At 63.2% G+C, this 18,891-nt stretch carries 12 protein-coding genes and 1 tRNA gene; 5 read left to right on the forward strand and 8 right to left on the reverse strand.

All coding sequences use genetic code 11. The annotated features are described in order from the left end of the window. Window positions 1-30 precede the first annotated feature (30 nt). Window positions 31-3,033 carry a UPF0182 family protein gene (locus G6N32_RS06940; protein ID WP_115316636.1) on the forward strand — a complete coding sequence of 1,001 codons (3,003 nt, stop codon included), beginning with the start codon at window positions 31-33 and terminating at the stop codon, window positions 3,031-3,033. Window positions 3,034-3,045: 12 nt separating this feature from the next. Further along, window positions 3,046-3,957: a ribonuclease Z gene (locus G6N32_RS06945; RefSeq protein ID WP_115316635.1), complete on the forward strand. Its 912-nt coding sequence runs from the start codon at window positions 3,046-3,048 to the stop codon at window positions 3,955-3,957. Here the strand turns inward: G6N32_RS06945 and G6N32_RS06950 are convergent. Continuing rightward, window positions 3,954-4,592, reverse strand: coding sequence for a hypothetical protein (locus tag G6N32_RS06950; RefSeq protein ID WP_115316634.1), 639 nt, complete (start codon window positions 4,590-4,592; stop codon window positions 3,954-3,956). The two genes, G6N32_RS06945 and G6N32_RS06950, sit on opposite strands and share 4 nt — an antisense overlap. 197 nt (window positions 4,593-4,789) lie before the next feature. Here G6N32_RS06950 and G6N32_RS06955 point away from each other — a divergent pair. Then, window positions 4,790-4,866: transfer RNA gene (locus G6N32_RS06955), tRNA-Met, on the forward strand. A gap of 782 nt (window positions 4,867-5,648) precedes the next feature. Continuing rightward, window positions 5,649-8,741, forward strand: coding sequence for a hypothetical protein (locus tag G6N32_RS06960; protein ID WP_115316633.1), 3,093 nt, complete (start codon window positions 5,649-5,651; stop codon window positions 8,739-8,741). A 328-nt stretch (window positions 8,742-9,069) separates the two neighbouring features. On the opposite strand, the gene G6N32_RS06965 is transcribed toward G6N32_RS06960, so the two are convergent. Genes G6N32_RS06965 through G6N32_RS06980 form a run of 5 tightly spaced genes read right to left on the reverse strand, consistent with a single transcriptional unit; the run spans window position 9,070 to window position 11,301 of the window. Beyond that, window positions 9,070-9,399 carry a type II toxin-antitoxin system RelB family anti-toxin gene (locus G6N32_RS06965; RefSeq protein ID WP_115316632.1) on the reverse strand — a complete coding sequence of 110 codons (330 nt, stop codon included), beginning with the start codon at window positions 9,397-9,399 and terminating at the stop codon, window positions 9,070-9,072. Then, complete coding sequence (locus G6N32_RS06970) at window positions 9,396-9,734, reverse strand: type II toxin-antitoxin system RelE/ParE family toxin (protein WP_115316631.1); 339 nt, start codon at window positions 9,732-9,734, stop codon at window positions 9,396-9,398. Before G6N32_RS06970 ends, G6N32_RS06965 begins: the two co-directional genes overlap by 4 nt. A 29-nt stretch (window positions 9,735-9,763) precedes the next feature. Further along, window positions 9,764-10,369, reverse strand: coding sequence for a tyrosine-type recombinase/integrase (locus G6N32_RS28745; RefSeq protein WP_264028670.1), 606 nt, complete (start codon window positions 10,367-10,369; stop codon window positions 9,764-9,766). Window positions 10,370-10,417: 48 nt separating this feature from the next. After that, complete coding sequence (locus G6N32_RS28750) at window positions 10,418-11,122, reverse strand: hypothetical protein (protein WP_232077542.1); 705 nt, start codon at window positions 11,120-11,122, stop codon at window positions 10,418-10,420. Further along, on the reverse strand, window positions 11,122-11,301 hold the full coding sequence (locus G6N32_RS06980) for a helix-turn-helix domain-containing protein (protein WP_232077543.1): 180 nt from the start codon (window positions 11,299-11,301) through the stop codon (window positions 11,122-11,124). Before G6N32_RS06980 ends, G6N32_RS28750 begins: the two co-directional genes overlap by 1 nt. Before the next feature lie 993 nt (window positions 11,302-12,294). Here G6N32_RS06980 and mobF point away from each other — a divergent pair. Beyond that, on the forward strand, window positions 12,295-15,084 hold the full coding sequence (mobF, locus tag G6N32_RS06985; RefSeq protein ID WP_115318769.1) for a MobF family relaxase: 2,790 nt from the start codon (window positions 12,295-12,297) through the stop codon (window positions 15,082-15,084). Between the two features lie 1,618 nt (window positions 15,085-16,702). Here the strand turns inward: mobF and G6N32_RS06990 are convergent. Then, the gene (locus tag G6N32_RS06990; protein WP_115316628.1) at window positions 16,703-17,596 is read right to left on the reverse strand and encodes a hypothetical protein; all 894 of its coding nucleotides are present in this window, start codon (window positions 17,594-17,596) and stop codon (window positions 16,703-16,705) included. Next, window positions 17,597-18,616, reverse strand: coding sequence for a lipase family protein (locus G6N32_RS06995; protein ID WP_115316627.1), 1,020 nt, complete (start codon window positions 18,614-18,616; stop codon window positions 17,597-17,599). Window positions 18,617-18,891 lie beyond the last annotated feature (275 nt).

Below are 18,891 nucleotides of genomic sequence, written 5' to 3' on the forward strand. Positions count from 1 at the left end.
GCCGCCCGACAAAACTCAGGAGCCTGACAGGTGAGTATGCGGCCCGGCGCCAGGATGCCGAAGCTGACTCGGCGCAGCCGGATTCTGATCGGTATTGCGCTCACGGTCGTCGCGCTGTTGTTGGTGGGGCCACGATTGGTCGACACCTACGTGGACTGGCTGTGGTTCGGCGAGCTGGGCTACCGCTCGGTGTTCTCCACCGTGCTGGTCACCCGCCTGGTGGTGTTCCTGGTGGCCGCCCTGGCGGTCGGTGCGATCGTCTTCGCCGGACTGGCGTTGGCCTACCGCACCCGGCCGGTGTTCGTGCCAACGGTCGGACCGAATGATCCGGTGGCGCGCTACCGGACCGCGGTGATGGCCCGGCTCCGGCTGTTCGGCATCGGGGTGCCCACGGTCATCGGTGTGCTGTCCGGGGCGGTGGCCCAGAGCTATTGGGCACGGGTGCAGCTGTTCCTGCACGGTGGTGACTTCGGCATCACCGACCCGCAGTTCGGCAAGGACCTCGGGTTCTACGCCTTCGATCTGCCGTTCTACCGGCTGGTGCTGTCGTACCTGTTCGTCGCGCTGTTCCTGGCGTTCCTGGCGAACCTGATCGGTCACTACATCTTCGGCGGTATCCGGTTGGCCGGCCGCAGCGGCGTGCTGAGCCGCCCGGCCCGCATTCAACTTGTGGCCCTGATCGGGACGCTGGTGTTGCTCAAGGCCGTCGCCTACTGGTTCGACCGCTATGAACTGCTCAGCCACACCCGCGGCGGTAAGCCGTTCACCGGTGCCGGCTACACCGACATCAACGCCGTGCTGCCGGCCAAGCTCATCCTGCTGGCGATCGCCCTGATCTGCGCGGCCGCGGTGTTCTCCGCACTTGTGCTGCGCGATCTGCGAATCCCCGCGATCGGTTTGGTGCTGTTGCTGCTGAGCTCGCTGATCGTCGGCGCGGGCTGGCCGCTGGTCGTGGAGCAGATCAGCGTCAAACCCAATGCCGCGCAGAAGGAAAGCGAATACATCAGTCGCAGTATCGCCGCGACAAGGCAGGCGTACGGCCTGACCGGTGACCATGTCACCTACCGCGATTACAGCGGCACCGCACCGACGACTGCGCAGCAGGTGGCTTCCGACCGGGCGACCACCTCGAACATCCGGGTGCTGGACCCCACAATCATCAGCCCGGCGTTCACCCAGTTCCAGCAGGGCAAGAACTTCTACTACTTCCCCGACCAGCTGTCGATCGACCGCTACAAGAGCCCGGACGGGGAGCTGCGTGACTACGTGGTCGCCGCCCGCGAACTGAACCCGGACCGGCTGCAGGACAACCAGCGGGACTGGATCAACCGCCACACCGTCTACACCCACGGCAACGGCTTCATCGCCTCGCCCGCCAACACGGTGCGCGGAATCGCCAACGACCCCAACCAGAATGGCGGCTATCCGGAGTTCCTGGCCAGCGTCGTCGGCGCCAACGGCAATGTCGTCTCGCCCGGCCCGGCACCGCTGGATCAGCCGCGCGTCTACTTCGGTCCGGTCATCTCCAACACCGCGGCCGACTACGCGATCGTGGGTAAGAACGGCGCCGACCGCGAGTACGACTACGAGACCAACACCGACACCAAGAACTACACCTACACCGGCGCCGGTGGCGTACCGATCGGCAACTGGCTGGCGCGCAGCGTGTTCGCCGCCAAGTTCGCCGAGCGGAACTTCTTGTTCTCCAACGTGATCGGCAGCAACAGCAAGATCCTGTTCAACCGCGACCCCGCTCAGCGGGTGGAGGCGGTGGCGCCGTGGCTGACCACCGACAGCACGGTGTATCCCGCCATCGTCAACAAGCGGATGGTGTGGGTCATCGACGGCTACACCACCCTGGACAACTATCCGTACTCGGAGTTGACGTCGCTGTCGTCGGCCACCGCGGACTCCAATGAGGTGGCGGTCAACCGGTTGGCTCCGGACAAGCAGGTGTCCTACATCCGTAACTCGGTCAAGGCCACCGTCGACGCCTACGACGGCACCGTGACCCTCTACGCCCAGGACGAGAGCGATCCGGTCCTGAAGGCGTGGATGGCGGTGTTCCCGGGCACGGTCAAGCCGAAGAGTGACATCACGCCGGATCTGGCTGCGCACCTTCGCTATCCGGAGGATCTGTTCAAGGTTCAGCGCATGTTGCTGGCCAAGTATCACGTCGACGATCCGGTGACGTTCTTCTCCACCTCGGATTTCTGGGACGTGCCGCTGGATCCCAACCCGACGGCCAGCAGCTACCAGCCGCCGTATTACATCGTGGCCAAAGATCTTGCCCGCAATACCGATTCGTCGTCGTTCCAGCTGACCAGTGCGATGAACCGGTTCCGGCGCGACTTCCTGGCCGCCTACATCAGTGCCAGCTCCGATCCGGACACCTACGGCCGGATCACGGTGTTGACCATCCCAGGTCAGGTCAACGGTCCGAAGCTGGCGTTCAACGCCATCAGCACCGACACCGCGGTCAGCCAAGACCTCGGTGTGATCGGCCGCGACAACCAGAACCGAATACGGTGGGGCAATCTGCTGACCCTGCCGGTCGGGCAGGGCGGCTTGATCTATGTGTCACCGGTGTACGCCTCGCCGGGCTCCAGTGATGCCGCGTCGTCCTATCCACGGTTGATCCGCGTGGCGATGATGTACAACGACAAGGTCGGCTACGGCCCGACGGTCAGTACCGCGCTCGACGGCATCTTCGGTGCCGGCGCGGGCGCGACGGCCACTGGTCCCGCGCCGGCGACCCCGCCGCCGGGTGGTCAGCCACCGGGCTCTCGCCCGCCTGCGGCACCCGCTCCGGTGCCGGGCAGTGCGCCTGAGGTGCCGACGCCGGTGGCGGGGGTGCCGGCCACGCCGGGTGTCCCGACGACGTTGTCCCCGGCCAAGTCTGCCGCGCTGACCGACGTCGAGACGGCGCTGGGCGCGGTGCAGGAGGCCCAGAAGAACGGCAACTTCGCCGATTACGGTGATGCGCTGCAACGCCTCGACGACGCGATGAAGAAGTACGAGTCGGCTAAATAGCGACGGCGCGGTATGCGTGAGTTGGTTGTGCTCGGCACCGCCAGTCAGGTGCCGACCCGCTACCGCAACCACAACGGCTACCTACTGCGCTGGGACGACGAGGGCATCCTCTTCGATCCCGGCGAGGGCACCCAGCGGCAGATGATGCTGGCCGGGGTGTCGGTTAGTGCGGTGAACCGGTTGTGCCTCACGCATTTTCACGGCGATCACTGTCTCGGGGTGCCCGGCATCATCCAGCGGGCGTCACTCGATCAGGTGAATCACCCTCTGGTTGCGCACTTCCCGGCCTCGGGTGGCGAGTACTTCGAGCGGTTGCGGCACGCCTCGGTGTTCTACGACCGCGTGGAGGTGCGGGAGGAGCCGGTTTCGGTTGCGGGTGTGGTTGCGACCGGCCCGTTCGGTGTACTCGAAGCTGCTGCGTTGGAGCACTCGACCGACGTGTTCGGATACCGGCTGGTTGAACCGGACGGTCGGCGCTTCATCCCGGAGTTGTTGTCCCACTTCGGGATCAGCGGACCGGCCGTGAGTGAACTGGAACGCGCCGGAACGCTGCGGGTGGGCGACCGGGTGGTAGCTGTGGCCGACGTCAGCGAGCCGCGGCCCGGACAGCGGTTCGCGTTCGTGATGGACACCCGGCTCTGCGACGGGGTGTACGCGCTCGCCGACGGCGCCGACATGTTGGTGATCGAAGCGACGTTCCTGACCGAGGACGAGGATCTGGCGCACTGGTACGGGCACCTGACGGCGCGCCAGGCGGCCGCAGTGGCGTCGGAGTGCGGGGTGCGCACACTGGTGCTGACGCACTTCTCACAGCGCTACGTAGACGCCGCTGCGCGGTATGCCGAGGAGGCCGCTGGGGTGTTCTCCGGCGAGCTAGTGGTGGCCGAGGATCTGATGCGGGTGCCGGTGCCTGCGCGCCGCTAGGGCGTGGGCAGGCCGACGCGCAGGGCGATGGCCTGCTTCTGGCCGACGTTGGTGACGAAGTCGGCCCCGGCGGGCTGGCCGGGCAGGCCATCGAACTCGATGCGGGCCAGGGTGGAGCCTTCGGTGAACAGCAGGACGCTCACTGACTTCGTGCCGTCGGGGGAGTTGCCCGCGACGACGGTGCCGCCCGTGCCGACGATGGAGGACTGCGGCGGGCCCGGGGTGACGGCCTTCTTGAGGCCGGCCTGCGCCTCGGCGAGGGCAGACGGGCCGTCGGCGGGGTTGTCGAGAGCGACGAGCAGGATGCTGACGGCCTTGGTCTGCTCCTCATTGACGAACAGCACCTCGGCGCCGGGCCGGCTGTCGGGGTTGGCGGTCGGCGGCTGGTCGACGTAGGCGTCGCCGGTGGCGGAGATGTCGCGGGCCTGCAGCAGCAGGCGGGTGTAGTCGACGGGCGCGGAGGCGGGCTTGGTCTTCGTGGTCGTGGTGGTGGCGCTCACGCCGGGCAGTGCGGGAATCGATGCGGCGGGTTTGCTTGTGTCCAGGCCGGATTCGTTGTCGCAGCTGGTGAGCCCGAGGGTGGCCGCGGTGATCATCGTGGCCGCGGCGAAGCGGGTGGCGTGTTTTCGTTTCATCTCTGTCGAGCCTGTCGATTTCTGGTCTGGGACGCAAGTGAATACCGGGGGCGTGTGACGAACTCGTGACGACGTGCTGGGGGTTCGTGAGACGGCTGCCGCGGCCGCGCCCGACATCGTTCCCAGGGCAACGAATATGCCTCTGAGCACTCGATTTGGAAGCACTGGTCGACGTTGGGTAACGTTGCGTTCACCGACGCGGGGTGGAGCAGCTCGGTAGCTCGCTGGGCTCATAACCCAGAGGTCGCAGGTTCGAATCCTGTCCCCGCTACCAGCGGAAATGGCCCCCGGAGATTCTCCGGGGGCCATTTTCATGCCATTTGGGAACATATTTGGGAACATAAGGCTGTCTAACTACGGGCTCGGAGCGTCCAAAAGGGCGGTCAGCACGCGTTGAACTCGGGCCTGGGGCTGCGGGTCGGGTGTTTGCTCAGGCGGTCAGTGCGACGGCGTCGTCACCGATTCGGCGACGATGCGCGGCTTTCGACTGCTGGCGGTTGCCAGTGCGGGGACGTGACCGTGCGCCGGGGCAGATGCGCTTTATATCCAGAAGGTCATCGCGCGAATCCCTTTGCGCGGTGGACCGGACGGCGACAACCGACCGGCCAACGAGCAATGATCCCAGAGGGCAACATGGCCGAGGTCCAAATCGAACCGTGCCGTCCATGGGCGCGCTCGGCGGTGAAACTCATTGCAAGCTTGAGCAAATCACGACCATGGTTGTAGAGCCATTTTCCTGAGTAATCGGGATTACTGTGAGTGTCCTGATAATTCCTGTGAAGACGCGTTCGTTGGCGGCGCATCCGCTGTCTAATTTGTCGAGCAAGTCAATTTGAATCTCAGGCTCCGGGGAACGAAATGGTGACTGTGCAACGTCGGCGGGCGTCTGGGACGCGGCGCGGGTCCAAAGCGACGAATGGGCCGGTTCGAACGGCGACGGCAAGAAGCGTAAGTATGGGTCGAGGGCGCGCACCTGCGAGGGCCTGGCGATGAGCGGATCCGTCCCGCTCGTTGTGGGTTTGGCGTGGCCGCTATTGGGCAAGATTGGTCGTCGTTGTGACACTTCCTGATGACGTCGACGGGTGGACTGACAAGCTGAAGAACTGCGTCACCGCTGGAGCGCCGCTTGACCTTGCGCCCGGAAAGCACTCCAACCTCGGTGAGCCTGACAAGTGGCCGGATGGGGGGGTGATGCCCGCAGCGGCAGTGCGCGCGGTGATGACGGATCCAGACATTCGCTTTCCGCGCCGCGGCATCGAAATCCGGGCCGCGATGTTCGCGGAACCCCTCGACCTCGACTATTTGAGATTTGACCACCGCCTGCACTTTTCTGAGTGCGTGCTGGAGGGCGGTTTCACCGCGCGCTACGCCGAACTCCGTGAACTGACTCTCACCAAGGTAAACGTCAACGGGGGGATTCACGCCCCAGGGGTCGTTATCAAAGGGCGACTCGATTTGTCTGGGGCACACCTCTATCACCCCGACAAGGTTGCCCTCGACCTCCATAACTCAAAAATCACCGGAAGCGCTCTCGTCAAAGGCAGTGTTGGCGCGGATGGAAAAGTCACTCGCTGTTTCTCGTCGTCCGGAACCATCCGGCTTGACGGCGCGAAGATCGGCGGCCATCTCACAATGACCACTGCGGTACTGGCAGCCCCTGCCGACCTCAAGAATTTCCGCGCGGTTGAATCCGGTCTGTGTGCAATGATTTTCGATGGAGCGGAGATCGACGGCGATGTAATTGCCGGGCGAGGCTTCCGCGCATATGGTGAAGTCCGCGGCGTTGGTGCAACTGTCGGTGGTCAACTCAATATGACTGGCGCCCAGATCAAGCCCCAATTCAGGCCAAGCCGGCGTCACGGCCAGGTGGCAAACTTGCTCAGTGAGTGCGAATCTATCAGCGAGTGCGAATCCAGCTGTGTCGTAGTTGTCAACCCGCCCAGCGAGTGCGAACCGGGCTGTGGTGACGTCTTCAACACCCCAACTGAGACCGCTACCCGTTGTGCAGCCCTCACCCTCGACTACGCGCGTATCGGCACCGATTTGTTCGCTGAAAAGGGATTTGAAGCCACCGGCACAGTCAGCGCGGTGGGATCGAGTGTCGGTGGCTACCTCAAGCTCACTGGCGCAAAGGTGACACTCCCGCCTAGTCTCAGCGACTTCGACCAATACGCCCTAGTTCTTAACGATGCTCGGATCGCCCTAAGCGTCTTCGCCGGCATCAAGACGAGCGGCGCCGTCTCGGCGACCGGTGTCTCGATCGGCGACCAACTTAGCCTCGGTGGGGCAGTCCTCCGGGATCCAGTTGAACTAGGCGTTTTGATCCTTGATGGCGCGAAGATCGGCGGCGACTTATGCGCCAGCGTCGATAAGGATTCCGATGGTGTCGACCTGAAACCCTTGGACGCCGTGGGCGAGGTTCGTGCGCTTCGGGTATCGATCGGCGGCGATCTCAATCTTCACGGGGCCGAGTTGAAGAACGCGCTTGGCGACGCGTTGACGCTCGACAACGCACAGATCGGCCGGCACATATTCGCAGAGGGGAATTTCACCGCAGAGGGCACGGTACGCGCTTTGGGTATCAGCGTTGGCCGGGACATCTACCTCTGCAGCGCCCAGCTCACCAAGCTTGGTGACAAGGAAGGCGACTACGGTCGAGCTCTCTGGCTCGACGGCGCCAGCATCGCCGGCAATCTGCTCGCTGGATTCGAGGAGAACACGACAGAGCACGATGCGACGGCTGCCAATCAGACGCCAACCGATCAGGCAAACGCCGAGAGGAAGCCGTTTACCGTCCACGGCGAGGTCTCGGCCCGCGGCATCACGATCGGGCGGGACCTGGACATGTCCGGCGCGACGCTCGTTTGCCCGCCCACAGATGAAAACCCTACGCAATGCGCCCTTCAACTAGATGACGCGCAGGTCGGCGGCGACTTTTTTGCTTGCAGGCGCGAAGACGCTGAAGAGCCGCTATCCCGTTTCAGAGTTATCGGTGCGGTCCGTGCCCGCGGCGCTCGTATTGGCGGAGATTTGAACCTCGAGGGTGCGGTTCTTAAGAATGATGGCGCCGAGGCGGACCCGCAACCATACGCAATCGACTTCGACAGTATGCATGTGGTTGGCAGCGTGCTGGGTGGCGAGGGGTATGCGAAAAAATCTCTGCCGTGCGAAATTACAGGTACTTTCCGCGCGAACAACCTGGTTGTTGGTATTCGACTAGATCTCAGCGGTGCTGCTCTAGGTAGCGGTCGCGAGCAGACGATGGACAGCGACCAAGGGCGCATGTTGGACAACGACCAAGAGTGGACGTTGGACCTAGAGTCAGCCACCATTGCGCATTTGGTACTCACCCCCGCGATTTTCGACGGAGGAGTGTGCCTGAACCGAGCCAGGATTGACGACCTTGAAGCCGACTGCGACGTCGGCGGCGCATACCGGCCGCCTCCATCTCCGTTGACAGCGACCGGCTGGGAGATCGACGACCTCCGAGGGCCGCTCCGCGGCAACTGGAAAACTGCCCGCGGCTGGCTTGATCCGACCGTCAAGCATCCCTGTCGGTTGGTCCGATGGACTTCATGGCTGCGCCGCAGGAACCCGTCGATCGCCGTCCAGCCGTGGTACACGTTGGCCGATGTCTACGAGCGCAACGGCGACCCCGCTGGCGCGCGCAGACTGCGAATTGCCGCCGAAAACAAGGTGACGGGACAATCTCCGCTGTTGACGCGGATGGTGCGAGCGCTCTACTGCTGTGTTGCCGGCTACGGCTACTACCCGTTGTTGGCCATTGTTAGCATGGTCATTCTTGTCGGCGCCGCCACCGGCATGGTGTGGATGGGCGAGGCCCACATCGTCGAAACCGACCGGGCCGCAGCAGCAAGACAAATTGCGCACCCCAGCACATCGCCGCCGAAGCCGGTCACGGCGCAGACAGCCTGCGACGAGCACTCAGACTACCCGTGCTTACAGCCCCTAACGTTCGCAATCAACACAGTGCTTCCGCCGGCCGCTGGCAAGAACACCGACTGGAAGATTGCTCCCAACGCACCCTGGCTGGTTATCGAATTGACCGCCGTCAAGCTCGCATTGTGGGCACTGGCCGCGCTTTTCCTCGCTGGGGTCTCAGGTCTGCTCCGCAAGCCAAAGACGTGAGCAGCCCTCAGCGAGCAGGGATTTCGCGCGCGAACGTGTTTCGGTGCCCGAGCCTGCGCGCGTAGAGACGTCTGCCTGCCAGCATCAATCGGTCGTCTCGTGCGCAACGACCACAGGAAAGGCGAAATGGGTGCCCGGAAGTAGTGCGGGCATCGTGAGAACGCGAGGTTGCCACTCGACCCCCCGAGATAACAATTATCGCGAAATACGCTGAATGCTTCTGCCTACGATTCGACATGGATGCGGATCGTCAGAGTCCGGCTGAACGCAGTCAATATCCCGCAATACCCGGCGTAGCCAGATCGATTTATCCCAGCCGCTCCCTGAGTCAGGCGGTGAGTTCGACGGTGTCGTCACCGAATTCGGCCACGATCCGAAGCTGTCCACCGAGCGCGGCGACGTACGCCTGAAGCGTGCCCAACTCGGTGTGCGACAGGTCGCCGCTCTCCAGCTTGGAGACGCGGGCCTGAGAGACGCCCATGAGAGCTGCAACGTCTGCCTGGCGGGTGTGACCCAGCGCCTTGCGGATCTCGGCCAGGCGGTGCGCCTGGACGGCCTCACGCATCTCCTCACGCGCCGCACCGGCCCGCTCGGCATCCAAGGCACCCTGCGCGATCGCGTCCGCGCGGATGTCCCGCCAGTTGCGCGCCATGGTCATTGCCCTCCGTGCTCGGTCGCCAGCCAGCTCTCGAAACGTGCATCCGCGATCGGAATGTTCCTGTCGTACCAGCGCTTCCAGTCGCCTGCCTTGTCGCCGTCCAGGAGCAGGATCGCCTGCCGGGCCGGGTCGAAGATGAACAGGACGCGGATGCTGGTGCCGGCGGGGCGCAGCTCCTTCATGCTGTGAAACTTCGAGCCGTTCACCTTGTCGACGACCGGCCGACCCAGTGTCGGCCCCTCCAGCTCCAACAGGTCGATGGCACCGGTGACCGCCGCCATCGTCTCCCTGTCGAGCGAGAAGAACCACTGTTCGACCTCGTCGAGCAGGATCACGTCCCAACGCTTCGACACCAGTATAACCTCTACGTTATATCGTGCGGAGGGAGATTCGCCGGCGCATCGTCGCTGCCGGTCCAGCTGTCACCGAGCAGGAAGGCGGCGGCTTGCTCAGCCGCTTCGCTGTCGTCGTTGTCGAGCACGTGGGCGTAGGTCTCCAGGAAGAAGCCGATGTTCGCGTGACCGATGCGCCCGCTGACGATCTTCGGACTTACCCCGGCCCGCAGCGCGCCGGTGGCGTAGGTGTGGCGCAAACCGTGAAACGTGATGCGGGACAACCCAGCCCTGGCCGTCAAACGTTCGAAGCGCTGGCGGATCGAATCCGGATGTGGAGGACGGCCGTCGGGGTAGGTGAACACGAAGTCACCCGGGTGGTAGGCGGCGCCGAAGAACTCCCGCTCGGTGTCCTGTTGGGCGCGCCACTGCCGCAGGGCACCCACCGTCGTCTTGTCGATGGAGATGGTCTGGTCGGCGTTGCGGGTCTTGCCCCCTGCCTTCTCGACGACCTGGCCACCGACAACCACCCGGTTGTCGTGCACGGTCACCTTTCCGGCATCCAGATCGACCGCCGACCATTTGAGTCCGCAGATCTGCCCCCGCCGGATCCCGGTGGTCAATTCCAAGAGGAACATTGCAGCGAAGCGGTCCTCCCGCACCGAGGCCAGGAAGGTCCGAATCTCCTAGGGTTTCCACACGTGCCGGCGGGTTCGTGGGTTGCGGGGCGGCTTGACGTTGCTCGCCGGGTTCTCGGAGATGTATTTCCAGGCGACGGCATCGGCGAGTGCCCGGTGCAGGAACGAATGAATGTTGCGGACCGTCTTGGGGGCGAGGCCTTGCGTGAGGGTCCGGGGAGTCAGGCCCGCCTTGTAGCGTCGGACGGCGTCACGCGCGGCGTGGATCGAAGTGCCGCACGCCGTGGACAGCTCGCGGGGCGTCGGTGGCGGCTTGCCGCTGGCGATCAGTTTCGCCCAATGGGTGTACATCACCGCGTCGTTGTTCGGTTTCACCCGGCCCTTGGCCAGCAGCATCGCGTAAAACTGCAGCAGCACCGGCTCATTGAGCGACTGAAGTCGTTCACCGCCGATGTGGGGGATGACGTACCACCGGGCATAGTCGCTCCAGCTGCGCCACGTGGAGGCGTCAAGCGCCGGTTGCACCGCCGTCAGCCAGTCGGTGACGAAGTCGCCGACTGTCTGTTGCGACGGCCGCACGATCCGATTGCGGTCGGCATCGCGCATTGCCTCGCGGCAGGCCTCCCACGCGTCACGCTCGGTGTCGTAGCCACCCTTGGTCACCCACGGGAACTGGCCGGTCGAGGGATCTCGCTGTGGCAGCCGAAACTTGTAGTACCACTTCGCGCCCCGCCGATACACCGAACCCTTCATCAAGCCACCACGTCCCGTAGACCCGCCGTCACCAAGTAGATGCGCCCGCCGAGCCGACGAACCGGCAGCTCGCCGGAAGCGACGAGCCGATAGGCCGCAGCTCGACTGATCCCCAGAAGCTTCGCCGCGTGCGGTACCGCGAGCAGCAGGGGTAGATCGTTGAACACGTTATCTTCCAATGTAATTCACCACCTCTCGCCATGTCGATCGATTGACCAATAACCCTGGCAACTGTGGATGTCGCGCGAGTTGGTGACGGGCCGCGGTCGACGGTCGCGGGGCTGGTCCTGCCGAGTTGAGGAGCGCCACGTGCCGTGGGGTGAAGTGGACCTAGCAGTCACCGGCATAACTGACAGCTAAATGTGCTCGGCACCGCTATGCGACGGTCAAATGAAACCGATTTGCATTTCACGACATGGTGCAATTTCGCCTGAGACGCAATGGAACTCTGTGCAACAGGTTTTGAAGCGACTCGCGTGAACTCGCGCCGGCTCCTTTTCGGTCGGCTTCGAGGCACCCATTGCGAAACCGATAACGGATCTGCTCAATCACCAATTGCAACGGAGATGGACGATGGTTGAGGGGCCCTCTATCGACGCATCCTGTGGGTGCGTCGAGTTCTGCTGGAGTGCTACGGCGCCGCCGGGCTGTCGGTGACGATGGCGACGTCGCCGACCGCCGCCTGGCCGCTCGTCGGTTCCCGTACGCGCGGGCGTCGGGCCGTACTTCGCACCGCACAGTGATGCGTCGCCGGTCGCCGCCTCCAACGTAACGCGCACACTCCGCGCGCCACGTGGGCCCTCGCTCGGTCGAAGGCTTAGCTCGACGCGATGGTCTCGTACCGGTTTCGGCCAATTCCCTGCAATCGCTCGACGCGACTAGCGCCATCCGGGTGCGCTGACGTTCGACGCCGCGGAACCACCTCACGCACCCCCACGACTGCCATCGTCAACAACACCACCACATCCGTATAGTCTCAACGATCTCAGCACAGTCCGCCTGTTACCGCTGTGCCTCCAAACAGGTTGTCTGACAGAGCAAGTCAAAGAAACTCACTTGATCTTCCTATGGCACATTTGCACAAGCGTGTGCGAGATTGGCGGTAGCGAACGTTGCGTTCGACGCCCGGCGGCACTGCGCGCCGGGCGATCTCGGGCCAGGCGGTGATCAACATGTTGGCGATTGCCAAGCTGTCGGCCTGGTCGATCAACTACTACAACGACACCGCCCGCGCGGCCGTCGACGCCCAGAAGGCCAGCGGTGGGCTGGGGGAGTACTACACCGAACACGACACCCGCACCCCAGTCTGGTTGTGCGCCGGCGACGCTCGCCGCGCGGCCGAACTCGTCGGCTTATCGGATCTGGAACGGGTAGGCGGCGAGGCCGATCCCGACGTCGTCAAGAACTGGCTCGTCGGCGGTAAAGCGCCCAACGGCGCATCCGGTCGCGGGTTCCGCAACGGGAGCGTGCACGGCTTCGATCTGACGTTCTGTGCACCGAAGTCGGTGTCATTGATCCGCGCAATCCGCGCCGACGACGTGACGGATAAAGCGATCGCTGACGCCCACGCGACCGCCATCTCCGAGGCCATGGAATATCTTGCGACTCATGCCGGATACACCCGCGTGCACAACCCGGCGACGGGGGAGAAAGACCTCGTTCGACTCCCCGGCTTGGTGGCGATCGCCTACCAGCACGAGACCTCCCGGGCGGGTGATCCGCACCTGCACACTCACGTCATCGTGCCCAACCGCCAAGCCCGCGGCGACGGTCGATTGGTGTCGATCGATGGCACGTCGCTGTATCACGAAGCCAAGGCCGCCGGTGTCATCTATCAGGCCACGCTGCGCCGCGAACTACACCGATCAATGGGCTACGAATGGCTGCCCGTCGACCCGTCAACGGGCATGGCCGAAGTCGCCGGCATCGACCCGAGCAGCATCACCGCATGGTCGCAACGCTCATCGCAATTGCGTGAGTGGGCAGCCGGAAATCTTGCGGTGAACGAGAGCCGCGAGCCGACCTCATCGCAGCTTGCGGCGGCTCAAAAGGCCACTCGTCCAACGAAGCCTGAACAACTCGGTTGGACGGAATTGCGGGCCGGCTGGCGCACCGACGAGCGCGGCCTTGGCATCGATGGCGCGGCGCACCGTCGGGCCCGCCGCAACCGCATGGCAGCGAGCGGACCGCGGTTCGATCGGCACCGGATCGCCGATGCTGCTGCCACGATCGAGAAGGCCGCGTTCACCCGCGCCGACCTTGTCGAGGTTATCGGCGCCCAACTTCCTGTCGATACCGCACGCTCGCCACGCGAGCTGGTCGAGGAAGCCGTCGATGAGATTGCAGTGCGACTGACTGCCCCACGCGAAGCGCATCAAAGGGAGGGCCATGAGCGGTTCACTCTAGATCTGATTTTGGCCGAGGAAGCCGCGGTGCTCGATCTCGTCGACGCACACGATCCGCGGTCAATTCTGTCGGGTCTGCCTGACGACATTGACGGGTTATCGCCGGATCAGCAACGTGCGGTGGTGAATATCGCGGTTTCACCGTGGTTGGTGCAACCACTGAGCGCGCCTGCCGGAGCCGGGAAGACCACGTCTATGCGGGCTCTGGTCGCGATGGCGCATCGCGGCCGCGGTAGCCGGGTCCTGGTGTTGGCGCCGACAGGCAACGCAGTCGATGTCGCGGTCCGCGAAGGCGCCGGAGACACGGGCTACACCATCGCCAAAGCTGTTCGCGACATCGACAGTCAACGCCTAATTCTGAGCCCGAGGGATCTCGTTATCGTCGATGAAGCAGGCATGGTCGGCACCGACGATCTACGCCGCCTGCTTATCGCCACCACGACCACCGGAGTCAAGACGGTCCTGGTCGGTGACCAGCATCAGCTCGCTCCAGTCAAGGCCCGCGGCGGCATGTTCGCCCAACTGTGCACCGACCTGCCGTGGACGCAGAAATTGTCCGAAGTGTGGCGGATGCGCGACCCCGAGGAACGGAGCGCCTCACTCGCACTGCGCGACGGCGGCCCGGACCCACTGCGCCGCGCGATCGAGTGGTATCGCAAGAACCATCGTCTCCATGCCGGAGATGAAGTCGCTATGGCCAGTGCTGCTTTGACTGCATACCGATGCGACATCGCGGCGGGCAAAGACAGCCTCTTGATCTGCGATACCAAGGAGATGGCCGACGCCGTGAACCAACGCATCCACATCGAGACCATTGACCCGAACGCACTAGCCGTGGCCGCTGCACGGGGGCATCAGATCGCGGTTGACGACCTGGTCATCAGCCGCCGCAACGACCCAACAATCGGCGTCTTCGATGCCACGGACACGACGAAGCATGCCGACCCAGTGCGTAACGGAAACCGTTGGCGCGTCTACGCGATCGACCCTGACGGTCAGCGAATCGCCGCCCGCCGCGTCAGCGACGGCGCTTGCACTGTCTTCACTGGCGACTACTTACGCGAGCACATCACCCACGGGTATGCCGTCACTGTCCACTCTGCACAAGGCGCCACTGCCGACACCACCCACGCCGTGCTAAGTGAAAACATCACCCGCGCAGTGTTTTACGTCGCGATAAGTCGAGGACGCGACGCGAACACTGCATATTTCACCGAGCAGCTCGGCACTGACCAGAAGGCAGGTCCCTACTCGCAACCGGTGCCCGACAATGCGTCCCGTGACCCGAGTCGACATGCCGCTCAACTCGTTCGCCGAATCGTTGCCAACGACAGAGATCAAGCCCGCACTGCGCATGACATAGCAGCGGAGGCGCCTGGCGACTCGGTGGGTCTCGGCCACGTTTCTGCGCTGCAGTCTCGACGGCTTCGGCAGACCTCTGACCGCAGGTTTGCGCTACAGGACTGGCAACGCAGGCGCTCGGGAGACACAAGCGAGGTCCAACGCGGGAAGAGCCAGAGTGGGCAAACGACACTCGACGACGGGGTCGAGCTCTAGACCCGGCATTCGGTCAGGGCGGGGCACCAAAGGCTCCCCAGCCGATGACGACACGGCGTCCGTCCGCTGCCGCTCCCGGCGCCTATGCGATGACTTCGCCGATATTCCCGCCAAACCCGACGATGGCTTCTCGGGGTCGCTGGGAGAGCTTTCTTAACCGGTATCAAGTTAGTTCTAGGGCGTCGCCAAGTGGGTCCGCGTCTCCGCGCCAGGGACCCTCCGGCAGGTTCGACAAATCCACTTCGGCAACACAATGCGCAAGCCCCCAGCCGACGTGTGCAGCTCGGCCCGGCAACGGTCACACGGAGCCTCGGGCTTGTCGCTACGGCCAAAAAAATCGCGCTGTCGGACTAACGACATATCGTCCTTGGTGTGTGTGAACCCGGAAACCCAGATGTCATCCAAGTCAAAACGAGGGGGTAAAGGCCCCCAAGTTCTGGGCTTGGTCGACCGTCGCCGCACCAAAAAACCGTGCGGAATCTGTGGGATCAAGAAGCGTATGACCCAATCGCATATCCCTCCCCGTTGCGCCGGCAACGAGATGCTTGTTAAGCGTTACAGGCTCGTCGTGAACGGTAACGAGGTCGACTCGGGTCGCCAAGACCCCGGCGGCATCCACCTTTATGGCCTATGCGGAGACTGCAACAGCCAAGCTGGCCAGTTCGATAATTCATACGGCGATTTCGCCAGACAGCTGCAGCCGTTATGGATCAAATCACGGCAAATGTACGTCCCACCGATGATCTCGATGCCTTCGATAACCTTCGACCCGGGCGCTGTAGTGCGATCAATCCTGTTGGGTATGTGCGCAACTGGACCGGTCGTCCACCGTAATTGGCCAGACTGGCCACGCCAGCTATTTGGCGCAACCCCAGTGGAGATGCCACCAGGGGTGCGGCTCTTTCTCGCCCTGGCACGGGGCGTAACCGCGCGGGTAGCGGGTCCTATCGCCGGATTCCCAATTGTCGGCCCTCAGCTACGTCGCGATGCCTCTGGCGCGCCCGTTGGAATCAACGCGGTTGCTTCGGTCTATTTTCCGCCGTTCGCTTGGGAGTTGATTTACCCAGGCGAAACGAGTCTTACAGATGAGCGATGGGCCGACGTATCAAAATGGACGACGATCAGGCCGGGAGACACTCGCGTGCTCAGTGAACTCGTACCAGCGCTACCCGCCGTATACCATCCATGGCACGATCCGAGCCGCAATCAGAATTGGTTGGAGCTCTTCAGCTCCGAGATAACCCGGATCGTCGAATGTGCCAACGTCGAAGGCGGCCCTCCTGATCCACACGCACCCTCGACTGTCGACAAGCGTGCACACATCAGTACAGAGATGTTCGACGAGTTTCTCCGCAAGCGCGGCATGGCACCGCCGCACCTTGACCAGACCGACTAACTGCGAATCTAATTCGCGGCAATGAGCACGATCTCGCACCATCTCGCACGGTTCGCTACGGCATCGGCAGATCGCCACGGCAATTCGATGTAGTAGTACATCGGCTGCGGGGGGGGGCCTTGCGTCGAGCCGATCCGCCGACATCACCTGCGACACTTACCCTCGGAGGCAGCAGGGAATCCGAACACCTATGAGGGCACTCAAAAGGGCCACGACACCGATTCATTGACGACGGAACCGCAGGGTGCTACCTAGCGCTTGTTCCAGTCGACGGTCTGCCGCAACCCGTTCATCGGTGGTGATAAGTCTCGCTGCGTGGGCGATGTCGCCCCGGATCTGGGCTAGATTCTCAGCCCTGCTGCCGCTCTCCGCAGCGACCGATGCACGAGCAGCTTGACACGTGATCGACCACTGGATGTCTTCGCCTGAGTCATCGAATATCGGTTCGGCTCCGGAGAGACCCCACTCCAGATCGTCAGCTTCGTTGGGCGTCAGCGACAGCGAGGGGTTGTCGGCCAACCTACGTGACAGGTCGGCAAGCCGCCCGCTTCGTTCGTCCCAGCGTTTCGATCCGGCGAATAGCAGTAGCTCCACACAATCGGAAAACGCCTTGTGGGCCGAATCCTGCCACGCTGCGGCGAGGACGTCGACGAAGACTTCCGGCAGTGTAGATCGGACGGCGCCGGGGACTGACCTAAGATCGGTGTCTTCGTCCCAGCGCATCGCGAAAGTGAAGATCTGCGAGACCAACGGTTCGAGATCGAACAAGCCAAAGCTGCTTCGAAGGATGGTTTCTGCGACTACCTCCCCGGAATTTGGAGGGTAGTAACCCTGCACCATCCCAAGACGCAAGAGACGAACGTCGTCGGCGAAGCGTAGGAGTCTGTGTTGAAGGCGCCAACCAAGGAACTCGTACGGCTGCCGCCGTGCAGGGGCTTCGAGGCCCATTCGCGACCAGTCGTATACAGCCGTCATCGTTGCGGCCACGCCGTTGATAGCTTCACCGATCGCGCCGTTTGCAGTCTGCGAGCGGAGGAGATCAAGCGGAATCAGATCGTCAACGAAGTTGCGCTGAAACGTAGCCAACCGAAAACGGAGTATGTCAGAGACGTCCATTTAACCGTCGCCTCCTGTTCGCACGAAGGCCCACGGACGGTTGTACAGCACTGCGCGTGGCTTGCAGACCGATTGGTGATCGGTGTTATCCCATGACTGGTCGACAAAGTCCGTCTCGTACCGTTCTGAGTAGACCACGTTGTCGGGGCTGGCCCACGCGATATTGGCCCTGAGGGCCGCGAAGTCCGGGTCCTGATTAGGGGCGAAACTTATTGTGCGACGCTTGATCTCATCTAGTACCACCGAACCAGGTTGCAGATCGGTGTACGCGGACGACCGCCTGAGGACCATCTCAATGCCACTCCACAACGGCACTGCCCGCAACAATCCGAGAAATCCGCCTGCGCGAAATCCTGCACTGGCTGGGCTGAACATGCAGTTTCGGGCGTCGAGCAAGATGGGGCGCGAAGGCGGCCGGCCTTCGTCCACCCAGACTTGCGCAGCATCGCTAAGCGCCCGGCGGAGGATGACACCACCAAGGGAATGGCCTACCAGAACTAGATCGTCGTAGCGGGAGGCGACGTCCGCCCTCGCTTGGTGTCCGTTGACTACAAGCAGCTGGCGAGCAGGATTGGGATAGAACTCTTCGAGATGTTCTCTAACCCGGTGAGCCACACCCGTAATTGTGTCTTTCGTGGACTCGTATCCAGCGAAGAGCAGGTCGGATTCAAGCCACCAGACATTCTCGGGGCGCGTCGGATCGATGCTAGGAAAATCGAGCCAGGTTTTCACTGTTTGCCCGATGAACCCGTGGATGAACACCACAAGCCTTCGCACATGTCCGTCGTAATGCGATACATACATCGTCCAGCGTTCCGGTGACCCGACTTGCACCGGGGAGTGTGTGAGCGCCCCGATGAGCGGACGAGGGTCCAAGTCGGGCTCCGTCGTTGTCATTCGCTCATAGTGCACGGTTGGACCGAAGGCCATGCAGCATTGCCCCGTAAGAGCGGGCATCCCCTGCTGCCCGACGAGCTTCACGCGGATATCCCTGCGCCGGTTGGTATGAATTTCGTCCACGCCTTCACATGCGTCGCGTCGAGCAGGCAGTCCAACCAACCATGGGAGTTACCGTGCACGGTGTTTCCGTGCAAGCTGGCGGCGGGACCGCGTCAAACGTGTTGCCTCGATGGCATGCAGGCCATTCGCCGCATGCGACAAATTGGTATTGGATATATGAGTCACGGCGCGCAACGCGTTCTGCGCAGTTGGTGGTGCCCGTCGGCAGGCGCTAGCGTGCCCATCGTCGAGATCACTGATCGGCGCGCTTAAGTCTGATTTACTGCCCGGAACAT

Source organism: Mycolicibacterium aichiense (genome assembly GCF_010726245.1).
Taxonomy (GTDB): Bacteria; Actinomycetota; Actinomycetes; order Mycobacteriales; family Mycobacteriaceae; genus Mycobacterium; species Mycobacterium aichiense.